Consider the following 22,917-nt stretch of genomic DNA (forward strand, 5'->3'; position numbering starts at 1 on the left):
CGCGAGGCCTTCATTAGGTCAGGTTGCTTGGTCGCTCCTGATCCTTGAAGGCCTCGTGCTCTATCCAGCCCTCGCCACGCCGTCGGTGACCGACGCCTCAACCACGCTCAACTGGGAAGAGCCTGAATCACCCCACCTGGCGACCATTTCGGTTGGTGCGTGACGGCCCCCGAGAGTCGAGCCTCAGTCGTCGTTGGGCATCAGGATCCAGAGCACGGGGTAGACGAGCAGCTGGCTGCCCGGCAGCACCATGAGCAGCAGCACGAAGAGCAGCCGGGCCATCCACGGACCGAGGCCGAAGCGGCGGCCGAGGCCGGCGCAGACGCCGGCGACGACGCGGTCCTGGCGGGGCCGGGAGAGGCCTCGGTGGGCGAAGCTGGAGCGGACGTCAGACATGGTTCCTCCGGTGAATCGGTTGTCCTTCCAGCCTGCCGGGTGCGTGGGTCGCGGACCATCGGGGCCGTCCCTGACCCTCCCCCGGGATCCACCTCAGCTGCCACCCCAGCAGAGCCCCGACCGCGGCTCCGGCGGCTCACCCCAGGGCCGCTCCCCCGAAGACGGCCAGGCATCCCAGGCCGACGGTGCCCGCACCGATCAGGATCCCCGCGGCCGCGACCCTCACCCGCTGCACCGAGCGACCCAGCACCAGCGCAACACCCAACGGCACCGCGCAGATCAGGCAGGAGACGACCACGTCGCGCACGGTGGTCGGGTGGTCGACCTGCTGCCCGAACTGCATGGGCGGCATCGCGAAGACGATCCCGAGCGCAGTCGACACCAGGCCCGCAAGGAAGCCGGCGCCCACGGCAACCAGCGTCGCGACCACCGCCCCGGCCGTGGCGAGGGCGTCGGGGCGTACACCGGGACGGCTGGACCCAACCTCCGGGGCGGCGTCGATCACTCGGCGGACTTCTCCTGCAGCAGGGCCAGCACCTCGCTGCGCAGGCGCCGCACCTCGGCGCGCAGGGTGGTGCCGACCTCAACGTGCTGCGCCTCGTCGATGCCCAGGGCGTACTGGGCGTAGGCGGCATGGCACGACTCCCGGAAGACCGCGTCCTCGTAGTCGGAGACCAGCCGCAGCATCGTGCCGGGCTCACCGGCGCTGTGGGTGGCGGGCGGGGCCCACCGCGCGACGCGGTCAGCCAGCTGCTCCTCCAGGTCGGCCTGGGCACCCCGGTGGCCCACGTGCTGTCCCCAGATCCACCCGAGCACGCCGCAGAGCAGGCAGAAGAAGACGACGAGCACGACGATGTCGGGGGCCATGAGGCGAGAGTAGAGCCGGCCGGCAGGGTCCGGCCCTACTTTCACGCGATCCTCACAGCCGCGAGCACCTCCCGACGCTCCCGACGACTCCCGGGTCCGCGCTAGCCTCACCCCCATGCAGATCGCACTCGGAGACCACGCCCCCACCGTCCACGAGACCGCCTGGGTCGCGCCCAACGCCACCCTCGTCGGGCAGGTCCACCTCGCCGAGGGGTCCTCGGTCTTCTACGGCGCGGTGCTGCGCGCCGACAACGAGCCGATCACCGTCGGGCCGCGCTCCAACGTGCAGGACAACTGCGTCTTCCACGTCGACCGGGGCAAGCCGCTCACCCTCGGTGAGGGCGTCTCGGTCGGCCACGGTGCCGTCATCCACGGCGCCACGGTCGGCAACCACGTGCTGGTCGGGATGAGCGCCACGATCATGAACGAGGCCGTCATCGGCGACGAGGTGCTGATCGCCGCGGGCGCCCTGGTCACCGAGGGCATGGAGGTGCCGCCGCGTACGTTGGTGGCCGGCGTCCCCGCGAAGGTGCGGCGCGAGCTCACCGACGAGGAGGTCGCCCGGCTGCACCGCAACGCAGAGATCTACGAGGCGCACCGCGACCTGCACCGCGAGGGCCACGTCGTCGAGTGACACCGGTCGAGTGACCCCTGTCGGGTGAACCCGGGACCCTGACTCAGGCCCGCGGCCTCAGAGCAGGGGCTGGGCGAGGGTGTGGCGACCGGCCGGGGCGGACTCGGCCTCCACCTCGTCGCCGGTGTGCTCCAGCATCATCACGGCGATGTCGTCGGTCAGCTCGCCACGCAGGCTGTGGGCCCGCACGCGCTGCAGGATGAGGTCGAGAGCGGCGTCGACCGACCGGCCCACCACCTGCGGCCCGAGGATGCGCAGGTCGAGGAACTCGCCGTCGCGGTCACGCGCCTCGCTCACGCCGTCGGTGTAGACGAGCAGGCGGTCGCCGGGCTCCCAGGTGAACTCGTGCTGGCTGTAGCGCCAACCGAGCCCGAGTGGGAGGTCGGCGTCGGTCTCGATGAACTCGCTCGTGCCGTCCGGGTGGATGAGCAGCGGCGGCGGGTGGCCGGCGTTGATCATGCGCGGTCGACCCGTCTCGGTGCTGTCGATCAGCACCGCCGTCACGAACTCCTCCTCGTCGAAGAAGGAGGCGAGGTAGGCGTTCATCTCCTCAGCCACGTCCACGAGGTTCGGCTGGAGCGCCGCCGCCTGCCGGAAGGCCCGGATCACCCGGGCGGCTTGCTCGACGGCCTGGATGCCCTTGCCCCTGACGTCACCGAGGAGGAAGCGGGTGTGGGTGGCTGAGTTGTAGCAGTCGTAGAGGTCGCCGCCCATGACGGTGTCGACCGCCGCGGACTGGTAGCGGACCGCGACATCGGTGCTGCGCACGTGCCGCGGCACGACCGGCAGCACGGCCCGCTGGGCCACGTCGGCCAGCACCGTGAGGCGGGTCAGCCGCAGCTCCTGCCGGGTGCGGACGGACGCGACCACGACGCTCGCCCCACTGATCAGCGCGACGTCGAGCACCCGGACGAGGTGCTGGGCGGTGCTGGCGTCGCCGTTCCACAAGCCGGAGACGACGGCCAACGCCACCGCCACCGCGGCCACGAGTCCGGTCTGCCGGGGGCCAAGGGCGACGCAGGCGGCGACGGGGCCCAGGGCGTACAGCGGGGACAGGGCGATCACGGCACCCGGGGTGAGCACGTCCATCACCACGAGGACGAGGAGCACGACGGCGGCCACGCCGCCCGCTGCTCTTCGATTCTTCTTGTCCACTCCTGTGCCCTTTCACTCCGACGAGTGATGCCAGCACCCGGATGTGTCACGAGTCTAACGCACGTTCGGTGAGAGGAACCATCCTCGAGTGACGCATCGTGCGAGGTCAGGACGCATTTTGCTCCACGTCGCTCGGCGTCCGCCCCCGCGTCGCGGCGAGCAGCAGCAGCACTCCGATGACCGCCGAGACGAGCGACGCCCCGATGATGCCGACCTTGGCGGCGTCGGTCAGCGCCGCGGCTCCCGGGAAGGAGAGTCCGGCGATGAAGATCGACACGGTGAACCCGATGCCGGCCACGGAGCCGAGGCCGACCAGCATCGGCCACGTCGTGCCCTCGGGCAGGCGTCCGGCGCCCGTCCTGACGGCCGCCCAGGTGAAGAGCACGATGCCGAGCGGCTTGCCGACGACCAGACCGACGATGATGCCGAGCCCCACCGGCGCGGTGACCGCCTCGGTGACGGCGTCACGCGTGAGCGGCACCCCCGCGTTGGCCAGCGCGAAGAGCGGCAGCACGACGAAGGACGACAACGGGTGCAGTCGGGCCTGCAACCACTCGACCATCGGCACCGACTCGCTGAGCAGGAACCGCAGTCGGCTGATCTCCTCGGGGTCCAGGCGCCGGTCGGCCAGTGCCTCCTGGGCGTACGCCCGGGCGACGCGCTCACGCACCAACGGCACCGCAGGCGTCAGGAGGCCGAGGGCCACCCCGGCGAGCGTGGCGTGCACCCCCGAGGCGAGCAGTGCCGTCCAGACGACGAGCCCGAGCCCGACGTAGACCCACCGCGACCAGACCCGGATGCGGCGCAGGGCGAAGACCAGGGCGACCCCCACGAGCGCCACGGTGAGCGCCACCAGGTCGAGCCGAGCGGTGTAGAAGACGGCGATGACGAGGATCGCGACGATGTCGTCGACCACAGCCAGGGTCAACAGGAAGAGTCGTGCCCCCGAGGGGATGCGACGCCCGAGCACGCCCAGGACGCCGACGGCAAAGGCGATGTCGGTGGCCATCGGGATGCCCCACCCGGCGGCGCCGTCGCCGCCGGCGTTGAGCAGGGCGTAGATCCCGGCTGGCACGAGGACGCCACCGAAGGCGGCGATCATCGGCAGGGCGGCGGCCTTCGGGTCTTTCAGGTCACCGTGCACCAGCTCGTGCTTGATCTCCATGCCGACGACGAAGAAGAAGATCGCCATCAGGGCGTCGTTGACCCAGTGGCCGAGGGTCTCGCGGATCTCCCACGGACCCAGGCTGATCGAGAAGTAGGTGTGCCAGAACTCGCCGTAGCTCTCGCCCCAGGGCGAGTTGACCCAGGCCAGGGCGATGACGGTGGCGACGAGCAGCATGATGGAGCCCGCGCTCTCGATGCGCAGGAAGTCCTGCACCGGCTTCGCGACGAGTCGTGCCAGCGGACGCTCGCTGCGGCTCCAGACCGGACCCTGGGTCCAGATCTCGTCGGTGGCACGGGGGTCACGCGGGGCGTCAGGGCCTGCAGGGCTCACGGGGGAAGTCTCCTCGGGGAAGGGGCAGTCGTCACCGCGACACCTCGTCATGGGTCGCGAGCCGACCAGACTTCCCGGCGCACCACCGACCACGCTACCAACAGCCCGTGCAGCCGCTCACCGGGGTTCTGTAGGGTGCGACCATGGCAAACGAACGGGCAACGGAGCGGGCGACCGCGCAGGTCAAGGACACCGAACCCACCATCGGGCGTCTGGTCAGCGACGCCAGCCGTGGCATCTCCACCCTGATCAACAAGGAGATCGCGCTCGCCAAGTCGGAGCTCAAGGTCTCCGTCAAGGCGGGTGGCACCGGGCTCGGGCTCTTCGCCGGTGCAGCCTTCATGGCCCTGATGTTCCTGATCCTGCTCTCGGTGACCATCGCCCACTTCATCCACTGGGGCGGCAGCGGGCTGGCCCTGCACTGGGCCTACCTGATCGTCACCGTCTTCTACCTGCTCGTCGCCGGGGTGCTCGGCCTCGTCGGCTACAAGAAGGTCAAGAAGGTGAAGGCGCCCGAGCGCGCCATCCACCAGGCGCAGGAGACCTCCGCGCTCCTCAAGCGCTGACCCCCTGACCGCGGGTTCAGCCCGCGCAGGTCCCCGTGTCGACCGCCGCGGTGGCGGTGGTGCCGATGGCGGCCGTCTCCGCCACCTGCGCCGCGGTGAGCGCGTAGCCCGTCTGGTCGTCGGTGACGGACGCGGCGAAGACCACGCCGACGACCTCTCCGTCGGTGTTGACCACGGGGCCACCTGAGTTGCCCGGTCGCACCAGGGCGCGCAGCGAGAGCACCTCGCGGATCACCGTGCCCTCACCGTAGATGTCGGGCGAGCGGAGCCGCTGCTGCTGACGCACCCGGCCCGACTGCACGTCGTAGGGCCCGTCCTGCGGGAAGCCGAGGACCGCCACCGCAGCGCGGGGCGGCACCTCCTCACGCACGAAGTCGAGGGTGGGCACACCCCGCGCCTCGACCGCCAGCACCGCCACGTCCAGGTCGGGGTCGTAGTGCACGACCCGCCCTCGCACGCGCTGCCCGTCCACCTCGACCTCCGGGGAGTCGACGCCCGCGACCACGTGGGCGTTGGTCATGACGCGGCCCGTGCCGTAGAGGAACCCGGTGCCCTCGACCCCGCGACCACAGTCGTTGGCCCCGACGATCTTGACGACACTCTGCTGGGCGGCCTGCACGTCGGCGTCCTCACGCACCTTCGGGTCGCCCTCGGGCACCGCGACGATGCGCTCAGGGGCGAACGGCTCCAGGTAGCGGGGGAAGAACGTCGTGCCGACGACGGTGTTGAAGGCGTGCAGGGCCTCGGTCGCGCGGTCGGGCAGGACCCGGTCGACCTGCGCGAGCACGGCGGAGGAGCGTACGACCGGGGTCACCGTCGAGAGGCGGGACCCGGAGATCGCCACGCCCAGCACCCAGGCGACCACCAGCACGGCAGCGGCGCTGAGTGCGGCGCCACCCACCGCGTCGACCGCACGCACCGGCTGCCAGGTGATCCGATCACGGATGCGGGCCCCGAGCCACTGCAGCAGCGCCTGGCCGATCGAGGCCGTGAGGATGACGATGAGCAGCGCGCCCAGCGAGACGCCGAGAGAGGGTTGGGCGTTGCCCAGCGCGACCGGGGCGAGCCAGACGCCGAAGAATCCGCCGACCAGCAGGCCGGCGGTCGCGAAGGCGCCGGTGACGAAGCCCTGCCAGTAGCCCGAGAGGGCGTAGATGCAGGCCACGACGACCAGCACCCAGTCGAGGACGTTCACTGACTCTGCTCCCGGAAGTTGGTGTTGGGGGCGAGGTCGGCCTGCCCGGGAGCATTACCCTGCAACATGATCGGCGGCAGGTCGCGGACCTTGGACTTGTCCCACGCCGTCGTCCACCCGATGTGGTCGAAGAGACGGGCGATGATCCCGGCGGTGAAGCCCCACAGGATCACTCCCTTGTCGGAGCCGATGCTGAACCCGGGGCCCACCCAGCCCGACGGGTGACGCACGTTGAAGCGGTGCTGCGGGTCGAGCAGCTCACTGATGCGTTCGTGGTGGATCTCGTGCACCTCGTCGGGGCTCGCGACGTGGACCATGCCGCGGTCGCGCCAGTAACCCAGCACCGGGGTGACTGCGTAGTTGGCCGGCGGCAGCCACAGCTCCGGCAGCTGGCCGAAGACCTCGATCTCGTCGCTGCGCAGCCCGATCTCCTCCCACGCCTCCCGCAGCGCGGCCTCCACCGGGGTCTCACCGGGGTCGATGCCGCCGCCGGGGAAGGAGACCTGCCCGGGCTGCGTACGCATGTGGTGGGCGCGCTCGGTCAGCAGCACCTCGGGCTCGCCGGTCTCGGACTCCGCGAAGAGCATCAGCACGGCGCCCCGTCGTGGCTCGCTGCCGGGCGGGGGCACGAACCGGGTCAGCTCGTCGGCGGTGATGGTGCGGGCGCCCTCGATGACGGGCTGGAGCCACGCGGGCAGGTCGCCGAAGTCGCGCTCGGCGAGCGCCTGACGATCGTCGCTCACGTGACCTCCACGTCGAGGTGCTCGGCGACCAGCTGCTCCAGGTCGTCGACGGACTCGACGACCTTGAACTCCCAGGCGACGACCTGGCCCTCCGCGTCCACGAAGAGCAGGAACGGCAACGACGGCACCCGAGGCATCGGCGCCTCCGCGATCTGCCCCTCGAAGTCGGTGTGGAGGGGATAGGTCACGCCGGTCTCCTCGGCGAGCGCCTTGGCCCCCTTGGGCCCGTCGACCTGGTTGTCCTGGAAGTCGACGCCGATCATCTGGACCTCGCTGCCGTGCTCCTGGTGGAACTCCTCCAGCAGCGGCATCTCCTTGCGGCACGGGGTGCACCAGGAGGCCCACAGGTTGATGACCGCGGGCCCCTCCAGCTCGGCCAGCTCGAGCTCAGGTCCACCGTCGAAGCTCGCGAGGGTCAGGTCGGGAAGGTCGACCGGCAAGGTCCGCGCCGGCGTCCCGCCGCCCTCGTCGCCGGTGCACCCGACCAGCGCCAGCAGCGCGCCGACGAGCAGCGCCGCGACGGACGTACGCCCTCGCGTGCGCGCCCCCGCCCTCACGCGGGCGCTCACGCCGGACCCTGGGTGCGCACGAGCTTCTCCGCCTCGACCGGGTCGGTCGGCCCCGCGCCGTAGGAGGGGCACCAGCGCGCCACCGGGCAGGCGCCGCAGGCGGGCTTCTTGGCGTGGCAGCGGCGGCGGCCGTGCCAGATGACGTGGTGCGACAGCATCGTCCAGTCCTTCTTGGGGAAGAGCGCACCGACGGCGTGCTCCACCTTGACCGGATCGGTCTCCTCGGTCCACCCGAAGCGGCGCACCAGTCGGCCGAAGTGGGTGTCGACGGTGATGCCGGGCACGTCGAAGGCGTTGCCGAGCACCACGTTGGCGGTCTTGCGGCCCACACCGGGCAGGGTCACCAGGTCGTCGAGCCGGCCGGGCACCTCGCCGTCGAACTTCTCGACGATCGCGGCACTCAGCTTGAGCAACGACGTGGTCTTCTGTCGGAAGAAGCCGAGCGGGCCGACCAGCTGCTCGAGGTGCTCGCGCGGCGCGGCGGCCATCGCGCGGGCGTCCGGGTAGGCGGCGAAGAGGGCCGGGCGAGCGGCATTGACGCGGCGGTCGGTGGTCTGCGCCGACAGCACCGTGACGACCAGCAGCTGGAAGGGGTCGTCGAAGTCCAGCTCGCAGTGGGCCTCGGGGTAGGTCTCGGCCAGCACCCGGTTGACCTTGCGCGCCCGGCGCACGAGCGACGTGTCGGGCGGAGCTACGGAGGACGGTGCAGGCACGGCGCCAGCCTACGAGAGGGGTCCGACAGGGCCGTTGCGCCACCTCTGCGGCCGCGCATTTCACCCCAATGTCGCCGTGTGAGGTATACCACTGGTTAGGATTGGCACGGCCCCGGGACCGGGACGCCGCAACGACTGGAGGATCCGTGGACAACGACGTGCTTCGACAGGCACCGCTGTTCAGCGCGCTGGACGACGAAGCCGCCACCGCCCTGAGCAACTCGATGGCTGAGACGAAGCTGCGCCGCGGCGACGTCCTCTTCCATGAGGGCGACTCCGGTGACCGTCTGTACATCGTGCTGGACGGCAAGGTGAAGCTCGGCCGCTCCGCCGCCGACGGCCGCGAGAACCTGCTCGCCGTGATGGGCCCCGGCCAGATGTTCGGCGAGCTGTCGCTCTTCGACCCCGGCCCGCGCTCGGCCACCGTCACCGCGGTCACCGACGCGACCTTCGCCTCCCTCTCCCACGAAGACCTGCTGCGCTGGCTCGACGGTCGCCCGACCGTGGCCCGGAGCCTGCTGACCCAGCTCGCCTCCCGCCTGCGCAAGTCGAACGACGTCGTTGCCGACCTGGTCTTCTCCGACGTGCCCGGCCGCGTCGCCAAGGCGCTGCTCGACCTCGCCGACCGCTTCGGCCGCTCTGCCGACGACGGGGTGCACGTGCACCACGACCTCACCCAGGAGGAGCTGGCCCAGCTGGTCGGCGCCTCCCGCGAGACGGTCAACAAGGCGCTGGCCGACTTCGCCTCGCGCGGCTGGATCCGCCTCGAGCCCCGCTCGGTCGTGATCATGGACATCGAGCGCCTGGGCAAGCGCGCGCGCTGACCCACCGGCATCCGTGAAGGGCGAGGAGAGATCCTCGCCCTTCACGCATTTCGGGACGCGGCGCCAGATGGTGGGCGGGCGGTGCCAACCTTCTCCACGACGACGAGCGTCTCTGCGGGGTGAAGGAGGTGGGAGGTGCTCACAGCTGACGAGGCGGGCTTCAACGAGTTCGTGGCCGCGCGGGGCCCGGCGTTCCAACGCGCCGCCTTCCTGCTGAGCGGCGACCACCACACCGCCCAGGACCTCGTGCAGCAGGCGCTGCTCGAGGCCGCCCGCCGGTGGGAGAAGATCCACACCTCCCCGGAGGCCTACGTGCGGCGCTCGATCTACACCGCCAACGTCTCGCGGTGGCGCCGTCAGAAGTTCGTCGAGCACGAGCTGACCTCCGACCGGGCCGACGTGGCCGGGCACGACCCCGACACGCGCATGACGCTGCTGCAGGCGCTGGAGCAGCTGACCTCCAAGCAGCGCGCCGTCGTGGTGCTGCGCTACTACGAGGACCTCACCGAGGTGCAGACGGCGCAGGCGCTCGGCGTCTCCGTCGGCACCGTGAAGTCCACCCACAGCCAGGCGTTGCGGCGGCTGCGCGAGCACGCGCCCCACCTGGCCGAGCTGATCGGGAGGACCCCGTGACCGACCACGACATGCTCGAGCGCGAGCTGCGCGCCGCCCTCCACGGACTTGCCGACGACCACGTGCCCCCGCCGCTGCCTCACGACCTGTGGGAGCGAGGGCGTACGCCCCGTCGACGCGCCTGGGACACCCTCACCGTCGCTGCCGCCGTGGTGCTGGTCGCGCTGCTGGCCTCCGTGGTGGTCCTGCAGCGTCCGGACCTGCTGCTGCGTCCGGCCGAGGCACCCGGCGACGGGGCCCTGCCCACCGAGGTGTGGGTGCCGGGCCCGATGGACGGAGTCGACCCACCCGACCTCGGCACGGTGGGCAGGGCGTCCTTCGCCGGCCTGCTGAGCGACGACACCGTGCTGCTCGTCGACGCGGTCGACGGCGAGCACCAGCTCCGCACCCTGCCCGACCTCTCGCCGCTCTCCTCGTGGAGCTCTCCGCTCGCCCTCTCCCCCGACGGCACCCAGCTGGCCTGGATCTACGCCCGCGACGAGGGCTCCCGTGACACCACCCAGGCAGGGGTGGCCGTGGCCGACCTCGTCAACGGGGGCTGGACGACGACCCCGCTGGTCTCCGACTCCGAGCTGCCGGTCCGGGTCGAGGCGCTGCAGTGGTCGTTCAACGGCCGCTGGCTGGCCTGGTCGGGCTCGGAGTTCGTGCCCGACGAGGGCGACACCTCGCGCCACCCGCTGGTGGGGATCCTCGGAGTCACGAGTGGCTCGGCCCGGATGTGGGAGATGCCGCGCAAGTGGTGGCCCGGCGTGCTCGGAGCCACCGACGAGGGTGAGCTGCTCGTCGCCGACGACGGAGCGCTGTGGCGTCTCGCGAGTGACGAAGCGACCGGGGTGCTCGACCTGGCCTCGGCCACACCCTTGTCGGACGTGGTCGACAACTCGGAGCAGTGGAACTCCCCCGTCTCTCCCGACGGATCGACCTTGTTGACGACGGCCTCGATGCGGGGCCGCGCCGCGGAGGCGTTGACCGCCGAGGTCGCCCTCGACGACCCAGACGCCGCACCGCGGGTGCGTTCGTGGAGGTGGGACGAGGATCAGGTGGGCGCCGTCCGCACGCTGGGCTGGACCCGCGACGGTGCCGTCCTCGTCCTGCCGACGATCGAAGAGGCGTCGATCCTGCGTTCGGGCACCGAGCTCGACTCATCGACCGTCCTCACCCGGATCCACCTCGACGGCCAGTTGCGCGCCCACTCCGTGGCGGCGGCCCTCGGCGACGCCGACCCGGTCGACTTCGCCCCGCCCGCCTGGGCCCCGGGCCGATCGCCCTGGCTCGTCGTCGGACTGCTGGCCGCGGCCGCCCTGGTGGCAGCCTGGCTCCTTCGGCGCCGGCTGCGCCCCACGCGGCCGGACCGTCGAGAGCTGCGGAGGTGGGCGGTCGCCCTGGCCCTCACCGCGGCCGGGGTCGCCGCCGTGGCCTCCGGGGTCCTGACCGACGTGCCCGTCGGTTGGGTGCTGGGCGGCGCGGTGGTGCTCGGCCTCGCCCTGTCGCCCCGCGACGGCGTCGACCAGACCCGCGCTGGGCTGCTGCGGGCCGTGGTGCTGACCGTCGTCCTCGCAGCAGCCACGGCGCCGCTGTGGCCCCGGCCCACACCGACCAGCGAGGAGGCGGTGCTGCCGCACCAGGCCCACCTGCCCGTCTCCGACGGCTACGACGAGTCCGAGGAGGAGTGGCCACGGGCCCTGGCCGACCCGCCCGGATCAGCCTCGGTGGCGCTGCTCTCGGAGTGGGGCAACCCGGCCGTCTTCGTCGACCCGCACGACGGCACCCACCATCGTCTGACGCTGCCCGGCCTGGACAGCGGTCCTCGCCAGGCGGACGCCACGCCGGTGCTCGACCCGACGGGCACCCGTCTGGCCTGGGCACGAACCGACGACCCGGTCGACGACTCCGGCGCCTTCGACGACGACGCCTGGAGCGGCATCGCCCTTCTCGACCTGGAGACCGGCGACCTGACGAAGGTGCCCCTCACCGGCCGGAACGGCAAGCCGGTGCACGTGGAGCGGCTCAGCTGGTCGCCCGACGCCAGCCACCTGGCGTGGTACGGCGACGAGGCAGCCCGCTGGAACGAGAACGGCGCGACCTGGGCGGGCAAGACCCGCACCGCCGGCGTCACCCGGCTCGACGGCCTGGCCAGCGCGGCCTGGCGCTTCGAGGACCTGCCCTCGCCCTGGTCGGTGGCCGTCGCCGTGGACGAAGCGGGGGTCGCGCGCCTGCTGTCCGGGCGCCGCATGTGGACCTACGGCCTCCCCACGCCCGACCGCGAGCCGACGGTGCGGACGGTCTCCGACCGGGCCCGGCGCTGGAGCAGCGCGGTCGTCTCGCCCGACAACACCTCATTGGTGGTGGGCGTCAACGGCGGCCAGGAGGTGCAGCCCGACGTCACGGGGCTGCGTACGCTCGACCTCACCGACCCCGAGTCACGCGTCGCCCTGCACCCCTGGGACGAGGCCGCACCGGGTGACCGGGTCGACGTGCTCGGCCACTCCCCCTCCGGGTTGCCCGTGATCGTGCACGGCAGCAACGACTTCTGGCAGAACTCACCTCCCGACACCGTGGTCCGGGTGCTCGACGGGCAGGGCAGCCGGCCGCTCACCCGGATCACGGGAGCGGACACGGACGACCTCCAGATCGCCGTCGCCACCGACCTGGCGGACCGGGAGCCGGTCGAGTTCGCCGCGCCCCGGCCAGGAATCGGTGACGGACGCAAGGTGCTCCTGGCGGTCGTGGGCGTCGCCTTCGTGGCCCAGCTCGTCGCCCTCGCCCGGACGGCGTGGACCCGCCGGCGGCGTCGCGCCGCCTGAGCGGATCGCGGATCGCACCCGCGCCCGGCCTGCCGCGTGGCACGATCACCACGTGGCCAAGTTCGTGGGACCCGAGCGCAAGATCCTGCGGCGTGCCCGCGAGATCGTCGCGGAGCACGACGCGCAGAGCCCACACGCCTCTGGGCTGGTCCGCGAAGCGGTCGGTCAACTGCTCGTCAGCGGGGCCCGGCCGGGCCTGTGGAGCCAAGTCCCGACGATGCTCTTCGGGCTGGTCTTCATCGGTTTCAGCACGCCTTTCGTCCTGATCTTCACCCCGGACGGCGACGCCACCACGACCGGCACCGTCCTCGAGGTGCATCGACATGTCGGAGACGACGGGGAGACCTGCTCGGTGACCACGGACTACGTCGTCGATGGTCAGACCTACCAGACCGGATCCGGGTTCAGCTCCTCAAGCTTCTGCTCCAAGGGCGTGGGCGCCACCGTGGAGGTGCGCTATGACTCGACCGACCCGCAGGACGCCGAAGTCGATCCGGGGTGGGTCATCTGGATGGTCTACCTCTTCCCGGCCGTCGGCGCCCTGATCTTCCTGCCATCCCTGGCCGGGCTCGTCATCGCCGCGGTCGCCGTCGCGGTGGGTCACGCGATGGTGCGCGACGGTCGGCGGGAGGGCGCCCTCCAGCCGGCGTCGTCCGCCGACGAACTCCTCGTGAAGCAGGTGACCGAGCAGTTCACCGCGGAGATCGCCACGCTGCGCGACACTGGCGGCTCTGACACTGGCGGCTCTGACACCGGGGACCTCGACGAGGCACCGGTCCCCTACTCCGAGGCACCCGTCGTCGCCCCCGACGAGATCGCGCCGGGGTGGTACCGCACCGCCGACGGCGCCTCCGAACGGTGGCACAACGGCGTCGAGTGGACGCCGCACGTCCGCCCGTACGCCCCCGCGACCCCGCCCTCGTAACGCGGTGTTGCTGCCCCGAAACCATCCTCCTGAGGGTCCTCTGGGGGCACCAACACCGCGTTACATGTGGCCGGTCTCCAGATAACGCTGGTGCCAGCTCAGCGCCTCGTCGAGCAGGTGCGGCGTGTGCAGCGCGCCGGGCCGGGCGGCCTCGGCGCGCTCGACGTAGTCGCGCAGGGCGTCGCGGTAGTCGGGGTGGGCGGCGTTGTCGATGATGGCGCGGGCCCGCTTGCGCGGCGACAGACCCCGCAGGTCGGCCAGTCCCTGCTCGGTGACGACGACCATGACGTCGTGCTCGGTGTGGTCGACGTGGCTGACCATCGGCACGATCGAGGAGATCGCCCCGCCCTTGGCGGTCGACGGGGAGACGAAGAAGTTGAGGTAGGCGTTGCGAGCGAAGTCGCCGGAGCCGCCGATGCCGTTCATGATGCTGGAGCCCATGACGTGGGTGGAGTTCACGTTGCCGTAGAGGTCGGCCTCGATCATCCCGTTCATGCAGATCAGTCCGAGACGGCGGATCAGCTCGGGGTGGTTGGAAATCTCCTCGCTGCGCAGGAGGATCTTGCCCTTGTAGGAGTCGATGTTGTCCATGAATCGCCGCACCCCGGCGTCGGACAGCCCAAACGACGTGGCCGAAGCAAACTCCAACGTGCCGTCGTCGAGAAGGTCGAGCATGCCGTCCTGCAGCACCTCGGTGAAGGAGGCGAGCCCCTTGAACGGACTCTGGCTCAGCCCCGCCAGCACCGCGTTGGCGACGTTGCCGACGCCCGACTGGATGGGCAGCAGGTTCTTCGGCATCCGCTCGGCGGCGACCTCGGCGTGCAGGAAGTCGACCAGGTGCTCGGCGATCCTGACCGAGGCCTCGTCGGGGGCGCTGAAGTCCGCGTTGCGGTCCGGCGCGTGGGTCTCTACGACCGCGACCACCTTGCGGGGGTCGACACGCAGGTACTGCTCGCCGATGCGCTGCGTGGGGTCCGTCAGCTGGATCGGCTGGCGGTAGGGCGGCAGCGCCGTTCCGTAGTAGACGTCGTGGAACCCCTCGAAGTCGCGCGGCTGCCAGTGGTTGACCTCGAGGATCACCTTGTCGGCCTGGTCGAGCCACGTCTTGTTGTTGCCGACCGAGGAGCTGGGCACCAGCAACCCGTCAGGCAGGATCGCCGTCACCTCCACCACAGCCACGTCGAGGTTGCCGTAGAAGCCGAACCACATGTGCTGGGCGGAGTGACTGAGGTGGACGTCGAGGTACTCGACCTCTCCAGCGTTGATCTCCCGGCGCAGGGTGGGGTCGGAGTTGTACGGCAGTCGGCGGGCGATGGCGCCGGCCTCGGCGAGCACGCCGTCGGCGTCCGGCGCGGTGGAGGCCCCGGTCCACAGGTCGATGCGGAAGTCCTCACCGCGCGCTTTCGCCTCCCGGACCCGGTGGGCCAGGGCGGCCGGCAGCGCCTTCGGGTAGCCGGCGCCGGTGAACCCACTCATCCCGACCCGGTCACCGGGGCGGATCAGGGTCGCCGCCTGGTCGGCGTCGACGACCTTGGACAACATCGTGGGACAGGCAATGCGCTCGTTCACCACGTGATCATCCCACCCGAGGGAGTCTGCGGAAACTTGCCGCGCGTCAGCCGTGCCCGGCCAGGTGCGCCAACTGCGCCCGCACCGACAACTCAGCTGCCCCCCACAGCACGGGGTCGACGTCGGCGTAGACCCGCTCGACGACAGTGCGTGGCGTGACGGTGGCGCCGCTGCCGGGCGCGAGGTCCAGCTCGGTCAGCGCCTCGGCCAGGCTCGTCCGCTCCGCCAGGTCGAGCACCGCCTGCTCGACCTGCGCGAGCCGTTCGCGGCGGTGCGCGATGTAGAAGTCGAGCGCTCCCAGCGCGTCGTCGATGACGGGTCCGTGGCCGGGCAGGATGCGGGTGGCCTCCTGCCGCTCGGCGAGTGCGTGGAGCCGGTCGAGGGAGTCGAGGTAGGCGCCGAGCTGTCCGTCGGGGTGGGCGACCACGGTCGTACCGCGCCCGAGCACCGTGTCGCCGGTCAGCACCACACCGTCGCCGGGCAGCAGGAAGGAGAGGGAGTCGGCGGTGTGGCCGGGCGTACCGACGACGTGCACCTCCAGCCCGTCGACCTCGACGACGTCACCATCGCCGAGGCCTTCCGACCCGAGCTGGTGGGCGGGGTCGAGCGCCCGCACGCCGCAGCCCACGCGTTCGGCGAACTCCTTGGCCGCCTCGGAGTGGTCGAGGTGGTGGTGCGTCAGCAGCACGACACCGACCTCACCGGCCACCTCGGCCACAGTGTCGAGGTGGCTGAGGATCGACGGCCCGGGGTCGACGACGACGCTGCGTCGCGCACCCGGCTCTCGCAGCACCCACGTGTTGGTGCCGTCGAGCGTCATGATGTTGGGGTTGGGCGCCAGGATGCAGCGCGCCCGCTCGCCGAAGGTGCCGCCCTGCCAGTCGACGTACGCCGTCATGTCGCCTCCCGCTCGCTTCTCGCCGTCACAACCCGTGGCGAGACAGCAACGTGCGCCAGTCGGGGTGGTCACTGAGGGTGAACTCGCCGTCCTCGGCCTCGACGACCTCGGGCATGAACATCTCCACGCGCCGCCCGGCCGCCTCGGCGAGCACGTCGTCGGGGGTGTCGAACTGGGCGACGTCGAGCAGGTTCTGGAAGGTCGGCGGCAACATGATGACGTCGCCGGCCAACGCCATGTCGGCTGCTGACCGGGCGGGGCGCCACTCGACCGCTGAGGACTCGCTCGAGATGTCGCGGGTGACCTGTCCTTCCGGCAGCGCGGCCACGAAGAACCACGTGCGGTAGCGGCGCGGCTCGAAGACCGGCGTCAGCCAAGCGCTGTACGCCCCGAGCAGGTCGCTGCGCAGCACCAGGCCGCGACGGAGCAGGAAGTCGTGGAAGCTGAGCTCGCGGGCCTCCAGCGCGACCCGGTCGACCTCCCAGTCGTCGCCGGTGGTGTCGGCAACCAGCGAGTGCGCGTCGGGGCCGGCCAGGAGCACACCGGACTCCTCGAAGGTCTCGCGCACGGCCGCGCAGACCAACGCCCGCGCCAAGGCCTCGTCGGTGCCGAGGCGCTCGGCCCACTCCGCCGGCGTCGGTCCGGCCCACGCCACCGCCGGGTCGGCGTCGTCGGGGTCGACCCCGCCGCCGGGGAAGACCCACATGCCGCCGGCGAACGCCATCGACTGCTGGCGACGCATCAGGTAGACGTCAGGCCCCAGGCCGGTGGCATCAGCAGGTGCATCGCGCAGCAGCACGACGCTCGCCGCGTTGCGCGGCTCCGCCGGGGTGGCCTCGCCGGAGTCGAAGGCGCGGCTCTGCTCGACCAGGTGGGGCGGCAGAGCGAAGCGCTCCACTCAGACCTCGACCATGATCTCGACCTCGACGGGCACGTCGAGCGGCAGCACCGGCACGCCCACCGCGGAGCGGGCGTGGATGCCCGCGTCGCCGAAGACCTGGCCGAGCAGCTCGGAGGCGCCGTTGGCGACCTGCGGCTGACCGGTGAAGTCGGGCGTGGAGGCCACGAAGACGACGACCTTGACCACGCGCTTCACCGCGGCGAGGTCGCCGACCTCGGCCTTGATAGCGGCCAGGGCGTTGAGGGTGCACTGCTGCGCGCACTCGACGCCGACCTCGGGGGTGACCGAGCCGCCGACCTTGCCGGTGGCGATCGGCGTGCCCTCGCGCACCGGGATCTGGCCGGAGGTGAGCACGAGGTTGCCGGTGCGCACGGCCGGCACGTAGGCCGCAACCGGCTTGGCGACCTCGGGGATCGCCAGACCGAGCTCGGCCAGACGCTCCTCGGGGTGCATCAGGCGTCCTCGGGACGCTTCAGGAAGGCGACCAGGCCACCCTGGGCGTTGGTGTGGATCGCGACGAGCTCCCACCCGTCGGCCCCGAAGTTGTTGAGCATGAGCGCCTCGTTGTGCAACGGGATCGGCGCGACCTGGTACTGCCACTTCGTCTTCGGCTGAGTCATGGGGCGACCCTATCCCCGCGACCCCCGTCGCGCGCCAGGGACCTATCGTGGTCCGGTGGCGAAGAAGCAGGCCAGGACGCAGGGGTCCGGCACCCCGGCGATCGAGGTCCTGACGGCTGCAGGAGTCGCGCACACCCTGCGCCCCTACACCCACGACCCGCGGGCCGTCTCCTACGGGCTGGAGGCGGCCGAGGCCCTGGGTGTGGCGCCCGCTCGAGTCTTCAAGACCCTCGTCGTCGACACCGCCACGGGCGGACGTCCGGCACTGGCCGTCGGTGTCGTGCCGGTCTCGCGCCAGCTCGACCTCAAGGCGGTCGCCGCGGCGCTCGGCGCCAAGCGAGCGGTGATGGCCGACCCGGCCGTCGCGTCGCGCTCCAGCGGCTACGTGGTCGGGGGCATCTCTCCACTCGGCCAACGCACCCCGCTGCCCACCGTCATCGACGTCTCGGCCCGCGACCACGCGACCGTCCTCGTCTCCGCCGGACGTCGTGGCCTGGACGTCGAGCTCGCCCCCACCGACCTCGCGGCACTCCTCGACGCCACGTGGGCGGAGATCTCCCGGTGACACCCCCGGCCCAGGAGCGCGAGAGCGTCCTCTCCCCCGCCTACCTGGCCACCACCCTGGGCACCTTCGCGGTGATTGTGCTGGTCGCCTTCGAGAACCTCGCGGTCACCACGATCATGCCGACGCTCACCGCTGAGCTCGACGGTCGCCACCTGTACGCCCTCGGCTTCGCCGCGCCGCTGGCGTCCGGGGTCGTCGGCATGGTCGCCGCCGGCATGGTGAGTGACCGACGCGGACCGGGGATGCCCCTGCTCGTCGCGCTGAGTGTCTTCGCGGCGGGACTCCTGCTCGCCGGCGTCGCCCCCTCCATGGAGGTCTTCGTGGCCGGCCGGGTGCTGCAGGGGCTCGGCGGCGGGGCGGCCACGGTGGTGCTCTACGTGGTGATCGGCCTCATCTACCCCTCTCGCCTGCAGGCCTCAGTCTTCGCCTCGTTGGCGGCAGCGTGGGTGCTGCCCTCCCTCTTCGGCCCGGCGGTGGCCGCGGTCATCGCGGAGGCGGTCGGCTGGCGGTGGGTCTTCCTCGGCACCGTGGCGCTGGTCGCCGTGGTGAGCCTGGCCCTGACCCGCCGCGCCCTCGGTCTGCCGCGACCGACCGAGCAGCCGGAACGCGCCGCGTACGGACCGCTCGTCTGGGCGGTCGTGGCCGCTGCTGCGGTGCTGGGAGTCCGTCTCGTGGGCGACCGCCTCGTGCTGGCGCTGGTCTGCGCGGTCGTGGTGTTGTACGCCCTCACCCACCTGGTCCCGAAGGGGTCGCTGCGGCTGGCCGAGGGGTTGCCGTCGGTGATCGCAACGCGTGGGTTCCTCGCCGGGTCGTTCTTCATGGCCGAGGGCTACGTGGTGCTGACGCTCGAGGAGAGGTGGGGCCTCACGCCCACCGTCGCCGGTCTCGCGCTGTCGGCCGTCGGTGTCGTCTGGGCGCTGGCGAGCTGGACTCAGGCGCGGGCGCGACGGCTGGCCCACACCCGGGCGATGACGACGGGGTCGGGGTTGATCGTGCTCGGACTCTCGCTGCTCACCGCCTGCATCTGGTGGGAGCTCAACCCGTGGATCGCGGGAGCCGTCTACGTGGTCGCCGGCGCGGGGATGGGGTTCGGCTATCCGCGCACCGGGGTGGCGATGCTCCAGGCCTCGAGTGACCGCGACCGTGGCTTCAACTCCGCGGCGCTCAACGCGGCGGACTCGATGGGCGGCGCGCTCTCCCTCGCCCTGGCCGGTCTGGTCTTCTCGACGGTCGAGAAAGCCGGCGGCGATCCCTTCACCGCGGTCTACACCTTCGCCAGCGTCATTGCCGTGGTCAGTGTCGTGTCCGCCGCACGGACGGCCGCGCACGGCACGCCCGAGGGCGTCTGAAGTCGCCGCCCATGAGGACTGTGCAGGTGAATAGCAGACCAGGCATCGTCAGGCTGGGGTTGCTGAGTTCACTCCTCGTCCTCAGTGCCTGTGGGGGTGTGACCACTCCGGACGCAGCCGATGACGACAAACGTCACCTCTTGGCCGCCGTGAGTGACGACGCCGCCACGGCCATGGCCAAGGTCCAGCGCGACTTCGACCGTTGGGCCGGTGACCCCACCACGCACCAAGCAGCTGCGGTGGTCCAGGCTCACTGGCTCAACGGCCCGCAGGACGAGTGCCTGGATCAGGCGAGCCTCCCCTTCGAAGCATGGCCAGGCTGGGAGGTGGCCATCGGTCCCGTCACAGTCCCGCTCTGGTACACCGACGCTGCCGTGCTCCCGCCCGTGCCACTCCTGTCCCACGAGCCGCGACTCAATGCACCGTCCGACCGCCTTGACGACCTGCAGCGCCGCGTCCCGCCCAAGGAGTACCGGAGGGCCATTGACGCCTGCTCGGAAGAAGGCGACGTCGGCTCGGAGAGCGAGCTGCGACAGTTCACCGCCCCGGCGGCTGCCACGCGCCTGACCAAAGCCTGGGAAGACGCCGTAAAGGACGGAGTCTCGGTCGCCGACACCGAAGACTCGATCACCGCGTGCGCCTCGAAGAAGGAACTCCCAGCGCCGCTTAACCTTCCGGCTGGCCCCAGTCTGGACACGTGGTTCACGACTGTCGACCAGCTGCGCCCGGATCCAGACGACATTCCGCTCGTCGAGGGGGAGGAGCCCAGCGACGCGTGGGCCGACTACACCGCAGCGGAGGCAGCTCTGCTCATTGCCGTCTGGGAGTGCCACGAAGACACGTTCGACCAGGCCATGGAGCAGTTGATCAAGATCTCGGACGAGTTTGCCCGCACCCATGCGGACGACATCGCTGAGGCCGCGGCGGCGTGGCAGCGGACACGAGAACGCGCCACGGAGCTGGGATGGTCGCCGGATCGACCGTTGGCGGGATTTCCCCTGAACAAGCTCTGAGGCGCTACGGCCTCTCGTCCGAGATCACGGATCACACCCTGGCTCAACCAGCCAACAGCCGCAGGGTCCTCTCCCGGGACGGGTAACGGTCGACCGGGTGGGCGGCCAGCGCGCCGCCGATCGGCTGCACCATCACCTCGTCGACACCGTGCTCCGCGGCGAACTCCGCGATACGGCGCCGGGCCGACTCGGGCTCGTCGACGATCCACCGTGACGCCATCGCGTCGGCCATGCGGTCCTGACCCTCGGGGAAGCCGATCTCCTCGGCCTCCTCGACGCTGCGCTGGGCCTCCAACGCGCCCCCGACACGCAGGGCGATCATCGCCTGCATGTGCGGGATGGCCAGCCGGTAGGCCTGCTCCTTCGTCTCCGCGACCGAGGCGTTGACGGTCAGGAAGGTCCGCGGCTCGGGGTGGGCCTCCGACGGCTGGTAGGTGTCGCGGTAGAGCTTGATCGCCTCCGCGGTGCCTTGGCCGAAGAAGTGGTGGGCGAAGACGTAGGGCAGGCCCTTCTGGGCCGCCAGCCGGGCGGAGTAGTCCGACGAGCCGAGCAGCCACATCCGGGCGACGCTGGTCGCGTGCGGGGTGGCGCGCAGCGGCTGGACGCGGGGCCCGTAGGACATCTCGACACCCTCAGGACGCATGAGCATGCCGATGTCGTCGACGTACTCGGCGAACCGGGCGACCGCCTCGTCGGCCGACTCCGCCGACTGGCCACGCAGGACGTAACGAGTCAGCGGGTCGGTGCCGGGTGCACGGCCGATGCCGAGGTCGATCCGGCCGGGGAAGGCCGCCTCCAGCAGGGCGAACTGCTCGGCGACCACCAGCGGGGCGTGGTTGGGCAGCATCACGCCGCCGGAGCCGACGCTGATCCGCTCGGTGGCGGAGGCCAGCATCGCGATGAGCACCGGGGGGTTGGTCGAGGCGACCGAGGTGGTGTTGTGGTGCTCAGCGACCCAGAAGCGGCGGTAGCCCAGCTCGTCAGCCGTCTTCACCAACGCGGTGGAGGCGCGCAGGGCCTCGCCGGTGGTCTGGCCGGAGCGGACCGGGATGAGGTCCAGGACGGAGAGAGCGGGCATGGCGGCAGCGCTGGGGGAGGTCACGCTGCCTCAACCCCCCGCGGCCCGCCGGGTATTCCGAGGGACATCGCATCACGGATGTGCGGACGGTGATGTGTGGACTGTCCGACAAGCCAGCCGCTCCTACGCTGGTGCGGTGACGGCCTTCCCGAGACGCCCCGACGTGAACGAGCTGGAGGTCTTCGGCGACCTCGAGACCGACAAGCTGTACCTCGCGGAGCCCGACCCGGAGTGGGCGCTGGGCTTCGCCACGCACGAGCGCCGCATCCGTCACGCGATCGGCTCGACCGCGATCGCCGTCCATCACGTGGGGTCGACCTCGGTTGCCGGCCTTGCCGCGAAGCCGATCATCGACATCCTCCTGGTCGTCCCCGACATCACCGCGGAGGAGGACTACCTCGCACCGCTCGTGGACGCCGGCTACGCGCTGCGGGTCCGCGAGCCCGGCCACCGGATGCTGCGCACGCCCGCACGCGACGTGCACCTGCACATGCACCAGCCAGACGCACCGGACACGACCGACCTCCTCCTCTTCCGCGACCGGCTGCGCAGTCATCCCCAGGAGCGCGAGCTCTACGAGTCGACCAAGCGCGAGCTGCTGGAGCGGGAGTGGACCCACATGCAGGCCTACGCGGACGCCAAGGACCAGGTCATCGCGGAGATCAAGGAACGAGCCCGGGCGCGGTCGCGTCCTCGCACCTGACGCCACTCACCACTGCAGCGCGTCCGGTGACAGCCGACGCAGACCCCGCACCACGTCGAGGTCCGAGTCGGTCGAGACGATCTCTCCGAACCCCGCTGCCAACGCGGTAGCCGCGTGGACGGCATCGCGCCCGCCGATCCCCGAACTCTCGACCAGGTCGACCATCGCGCTGACCACGGACGCGTCGAACGGATGGAGCACCAGGGCCTCGCGCACCGCGCGCGCCGCCGCCACCGCGCGAGGCCGGTCGTCGCGACGCAGCCGATGGAACAGGAACTCCTGCACGACCTCGACGCTGGCGTGCAACTCCACGCGGCCCTCCGCGGAGGCGGTGAGCAACGCTCGGCACGGCGCCCGCAGCGGGTGCGCCCCACCGACGGCGTACAGGAGCGGGGCGGTGTCGACGAAGAGACGGTGCGTCACGGGATCGACTCGAAGCGTGCGGCCTGCTCGGCCTCGTAGTCGGCCTTGACCTCCGACCAGTCGGGCTCAACGCCTTCGGGCGCGGTGTGGGCATCGAGCAGGCGCCGGGCCGCTGCCTGACGCAGCGTGACGTCGTCGGCGAACCGCACGTCGATGGCCTCACGGATGACGGCAGCAACGCTGCGTCCCGAGGCGCGGGCCTCCCGCTCGATGAGCGCATACCGCTGCTGATCGAGGAGCAACTGCAGGCGACGCTCCATGACGGACATGCACATA

General features: G+C 71.3%; 27 protein-coding genes. 10 read left to right on the plus strand and 17 right to left on the minus strand.

Going from position 1 to position 22,917, the window contains the following annotated elements:
- Positions 1 to 183: 183 nt before the first annotated feature.
- The 3 genes from IEQ44_RS04990 to IEQ44_RS05000 all read right to left on the minus strand — a co-directional run bounded on the left by IEQ44_RS04990 (position 184) and on the right by IEQ44_RS05000 (position 1,263).
- Entirely contained in the window at positions 184 to 396 is a 213-nt protein-coding gene (locus IEQ44_RS04990) for a PspC domain-containing protein (protein WP_193637348.1), read from the minus strand.
- A 136-nt stretch (positions 397 to 532) separates the two neighbouring features.
- Positions 533 to 901 carry a hypothetical protein gene (locus tag IEQ44_RS04995; RefSeq protein WP_193637349.1) on the minus strand — a complete coding sequence of 123 codons (369 nt, stop codon included), beginning with the start codon at positions 899 to 901 and terminating at the stop codon, positions 533 to 535.
- Complete coding sequence (locus IEQ44_RS05000) at positions 898 to 1,263, minus strand: hypothetical protein (RefSeq protein ID WP_193637350.1); 366 nt, start codon at positions 1,261 to 1,263, stop codon at positions 898 to 900. The genes IEQ44_RS04995 and IEQ44_RS05000 overlap by 4 nt, the downstream gene beginning before the upstream one ends.
- A 115-nt stretch (positions 1,264 to 1,378) precedes the next feature.
- Between IEQ44_RS05000 and IEQ44_RS05005 the strand changes: the two genes are divergently transcribed.
- Positions 1,379 to 1,897, plus strand: coding sequence for a gamma carbonic anhydrase family protein (locus IEQ44_RS05005; RefSeq protein WP_193637351.1), 519 nt, complete (start codon positions 1,379 to 1,381; stop codon positions 1,895 to 1,897).
- A gap of 57 nt (positions 1,898 to 1,954) precedes the next feature.
- On the opposite strand, the gene IEQ44_RS17845 is transcribed toward IEQ44_RS05005, so the two are convergent.
- Both IEQ44_RS17845 and nhaA read right to left on the minus strand, forming a co-directional pair.
- The gene (locus IEQ44_RS17845) at positions 1,955 to 3,052 is read right to left on the minus strand and encodes a PP2C family protein-serine/threonine phosphatase (protein ID WP_193637352.1); all 1,098 of its coding nucleotides are present in this window, start codon (positions 3,050 to 3,052) and stop codon (positions 1,955 to 1,957) included.
- Positions 3,053 to 3,158: 106 nt separating this feature from the next.
- The gene (gene nhaA, locus IEQ44_RS05015) at positions 3,159 to 4,550 is read right to left on the minus strand and encodes a Na+/H+ antiporter NhaA (RefSeq protein WP_319804504.1); all 1,392 of its coding nucleotides are present in this window, start codon (positions 4,548 to 4,550) and stop codon (positions 3,159 to 3,161) included.
- Positions 4,551 to 4,693: 143 nt separating this feature from the next.
- Between nhaA and IEQ44_RS05020 the strand changes: the two genes are divergently transcribed.
- Positions 4,694 to 5,116 carry a phage holin family protein gene (locus IEQ44_RS05020; protein ID WP_193637354.1) on the plus strand — a complete coding sequence of 141 codons (423 nt, stop codon included), beginning with the start codon at positions 4,694 to 4,696 and terminating at the stop codon, positions 5,114 to 5,116.
- A gap of 16 nt (positions 5,117 to 5,132) precedes the next feature.
- On the opposite strand, the gene IEQ44_RS05025 is transcribed toward IEQ44_RS05020, so the two are convergent.
- From IEQ44_RS05025 to nth, 4 genes are read right to left on the minus strand one after another with little or no spacing between them, the layout of a single operon-like run.
- Complete coding sequence (locus tag IEQ44_RS05025) at positions 5,133 to 6,311, minus strand: MarP family serine protease (protein ID WP_193637355.1); 1,179 nt, start codon at positions 6,309 to 6,311, stop codon at positions 5,133 to 5,135.
- Positions 6,308 to 7,054 (minus strand): NUDIX hydrolase, encoded by a 747-nt coding sequence (locus IEQ44_RS05030; RefSeq protein ID WP_319804505.1) that lies wholly within the window; start codon positions 7,052 to 7,054, stop codon positions 6,308 to 6,310. The genes IEQ44_RS05025 and IEQ44_RS05030 overlap by 4 nt, the downstream gene beginning before the upstream one ends.
- Positions 7,051 to 7,623 (minus strand): TlpA family protein disulfide reductase, encoded by a 573-nt coding sequence (locus tag IEQ44_RS05035; RefSeq protein WP_193637356.1) that lies wholly within the window; start codon positions 7,621 to 7,623, stop codon positions 7,051 to 7,053. The genes IEQ44_RS05030 and IEQ44_RS05035 overlap by 4 nt, the downstream gene beginning before the upstream one ends.
- The gene (gene nth / locus IEQ44_RS05040; protein ID WP_193637357.1) at positions 7,620 to 8,336 is read right to left on the minus strand and encodes an endonuclease III; all 717 of its coding nucleotides are present in this window, start codon (positions 8,334 to 8,336) and stop codon (positions 7,620 to 7,622) included. Before nth ends, IEQ44_RS05035 begins: the two co-directional genes overlap by 4 nt.
- Before the next feature lie 146 nt (positions 8,337 to 8,482).
- On the opposite strand from nth, the gene IEQ44_RS05045 reads away from it, so the two are divergent.
- The 4 genes from IEQ44_RS05045 to IEQ44_RS05060 all read left to right on the plus strand — a co-directional run bounded on the left by IEQ44_RS05045 (position 8,483) and on the right by IEQ44_RS05060 (position 13,522).
- The gene (locus IEQ44_RS05045; protein WP_319804506.1) at positions 8,483 to 9,160 is read left to right on the plus strand and encodes a Crp/Fnr family transcriptional regulator; all 678 of its coding nucleotides are present in this window, start codon (positions 8,483 to 8,485) and stop codon (positions 9,158 to 9,160) included.
- A gap of 135 nt (positions 9,161 to 9,295) precedes the next feature.
- Positions 9,296 to 9,793 carry a SigE family RNA polymerase sigma factor gene (locus tag IEQ44_RS05050; RefSeq protein WP_193637359.1) on the plus strand — a complete coding sequence of 166 codons (498 nt, stop codon included), beginning with the start codon at positions 9,296 to 9,298 and terminating at the stop codon, positions 9,791 to 9,793.
- Entirely contained in the window at positions 9,790 to 12,597 is a 2,808-nt protein-coding gene (locus IEQ44_RS05055) for a hypothetical protein (protein ID WP_193637360.1), read from the plus strand. Before IEQ44_RS05050 ends, IEQ44_RS05055 begins: the two co-directional genes overlap by 4 nt.
- A gap of 52 nt (positions 12,598 to 12,649) precedes the next feature.
- Positions 12,650 to 13,522: a DUF3592 domain-containing protein gene (locus IEQ44_RS05060; RefSeq protein WP_193637361.1), complete on the plus strand. Its 873-nt coding sequence runs from the start codon at positions 12,650 to 12,652 to the stop codon at positions 13,520 to 13,522.
- Positions 13,523 to 13,582: 60 nt separating this feature from the next.
- Here IEQ44_RS05060 and scpC read toward each other — a convergent pair whose 3' ends face one another.
- The 5 genes from scpC to sp36 are packed head-to-tail and all read right to left on the minus strand — an operon-like array spanning position 13,583 to position 17,510.
- Entirely contained in the window at positions 13,583 to 15,091 is a 1,509-nt protein-coding gene (scpC, locus tag IEQ44_RS05065) for a succinyl-CoA:acetate CoA-transferase ScpC (RefSeq protein ID WP_319804522.1), read from the minus strand.
- A 46-nt stretch (positions 15,092 to 15,137) separates the two neighbouring features.
- Complete coding sequence (locus IEQ44_RS05070; protein WP_193637362.1) at positions 15,138 to 15,989, minus strand: MBL fold metallo-hydrolase; 852 nt, start codon at positions 15,987 to 15,989, stop codon at positions 15,138 to 15,140.
- Between the two features lie 25 nt (positions 15,990 to 16,014).
- Positions 16,015 to 16,887, minus strand: coding sequence for an NUDIX hydrolase (locus IEQ44_RS05075; protein WP_193637363.1), 873 nt, complete (start codon positions 16,885 to 16,887; stop codon positions 16,015 to 16,017).
- Positions 16,888 to 17,346: a RidA family protein gene (locus tag IEQ44_RS05080; protein ID WP_193637559.1), complete on the minus strand. Its 459-nt coding sequence runs from the start codon at positions 17,344 to 17,346 to the stop codon at positions 16,888 to 16,890.
- Positions 17,343 to 17,510, minus strand: coding sequence for a Sp36 family protein (sp36, locus tag IEQ44_RS05085; protein WP_193637364.1), 168 nt, complete (start codon positions 17,508 to 17,510; stop codon positions 17,343 to 17,345). The genes IEQ44_RS05080 and sp36 overlap by 4 nt, the downstream gene beginning before the upstream one ends.
- A gap of 55 nt (positions 17,511 to 17,565) precedes the next feature.
- Here sp36 and ybaK point away from each other — a divergent pair, with 55 nt between their 5' ends.
- The 3 genes from ybaK to IEQ44_RS05100 are packed head-to-tail and all read left to right on the plus strand — an operon-like array spanning position 17,566 to position 20,437.
- On the plus strand, positions 17,566 to 18,075 hold the full coding sequence (gene ybaK, locus IEQ44_RS05090; RefSeq protein WP_193637365.1) for a Cys-tRNA(Pro) deacylase: 510 nt from the start codon (positions 17,566 to 17,568) through the stop codon (positions 18,073 to 18,075).
- Complete coding sequence (locus IEQ44_RS05095) at positions 18,072 to 19,424, plus strand: MFS transporter (protein ID WP_193637366.1); 1,353 nt, start codon at positions 18,072 to 18,074, stop codon at positions 19,422 to 19,424. The genes ybaK and IEQ44_RS05095 overlap by 4 nt, the downstream gene beginning before the upstream one ends.
- 26 nt (positions 19,425 to 19,450) lie before the next feature.
- Positions 19,451 to 20,437 (plus strand): hypothetical protein, encoded by a 987-nt coding sequence (locus tag IEQ44_RS05100; RefSeq protein ID WP_193637367.1) that lies wholly within the window; start codon positions 19,451 to 19,453, stop codon positions 20,435 to 20,437.
- A gap of 43 nt (positions 20,438 to 20,480) precedes the next feature.
- Here IEQ44_RS05100 and IEQ44_RS05105 read toward each other — a convergent pair whose 3' ends face one another.
- Positions 20,481 to 21,539 (minus strand): LLM class flavin-dependent oxidoreductase, encoded by a 1,059-nt coding sequence (locus IEQ44_RS05105; RefSeq protein WP_319804507.1) that lies wholly within the window; start codon positions 21,537 to 21,539, stop codon positions 20,481 to 20,483.
- A 112-nt stretch (positions 21,540 to 21,651) separates the two neighbouring features.
- Between IEQ44_RS05105 and IEQ44_RS05110 the strand changes: the two genes are divergently transcribed.
- Complete coding sequence (locus tag IEQ44_RS05110; protein ID WP_319804508.1) at positions 21,652 to 22,218, plus strand: GrpB family protein; 567 nt, start codon at positions 21,652 to 21,654, stop codon at positions 22,216 to 22,218.
- Between the two features lie 6 nt (positions 22,219 to 22,224).
- Here IEQ44_RS05110 and IEQ44_RS05115 read toward each other — a convergent pair whose 3' ends face one another.
- Together IEQ44_RS05115 and IEQ44_RS05120 are read right to left on the minus strand one after the other, a co-directional pair.
- On the minus strand, positions 22,225 to 22,641 hold the full coding sequence (locus IEQ44_RS05115) for a type II toxin-antitoxin system VapC family toxin (RefSeq protein WP_193637369.1): 417 nt from the start codon (positions 22,639 to 22,641) through the stop codon (positions 22,225 to 22,227).
- Positions 22,638 to 22,910: a ribbon-helix-helix protein, CopG family gene (locus IEQ44_RS05120; RefSeq protein WP_193637370.1), complete on the minus strand. Its 273-nt coding sequence runs from the start codon at positions 22,908 to 22,910 to the stop codon at positions 22,638 to 22,640. Before IEQ44_RS05120 ends, IEQ44_RS05115 begins: the two co-directional genes overlap by 4 nt.
- Between the last annotated feature and the right edge of the window lie 7 nt (positions 22,911 to 22,917).

Origin of the sequence: Nocardioides malaquae, assembly GCF_015070385.1 — a bacterium.
GTDB classification, from domain to species: domain Bacteria; phylum Actinomycetota; class Actinomycetes; order Propionibacteriales; family Nocardioidaceae; genus Nocardioides; species Nocardioides malaquae.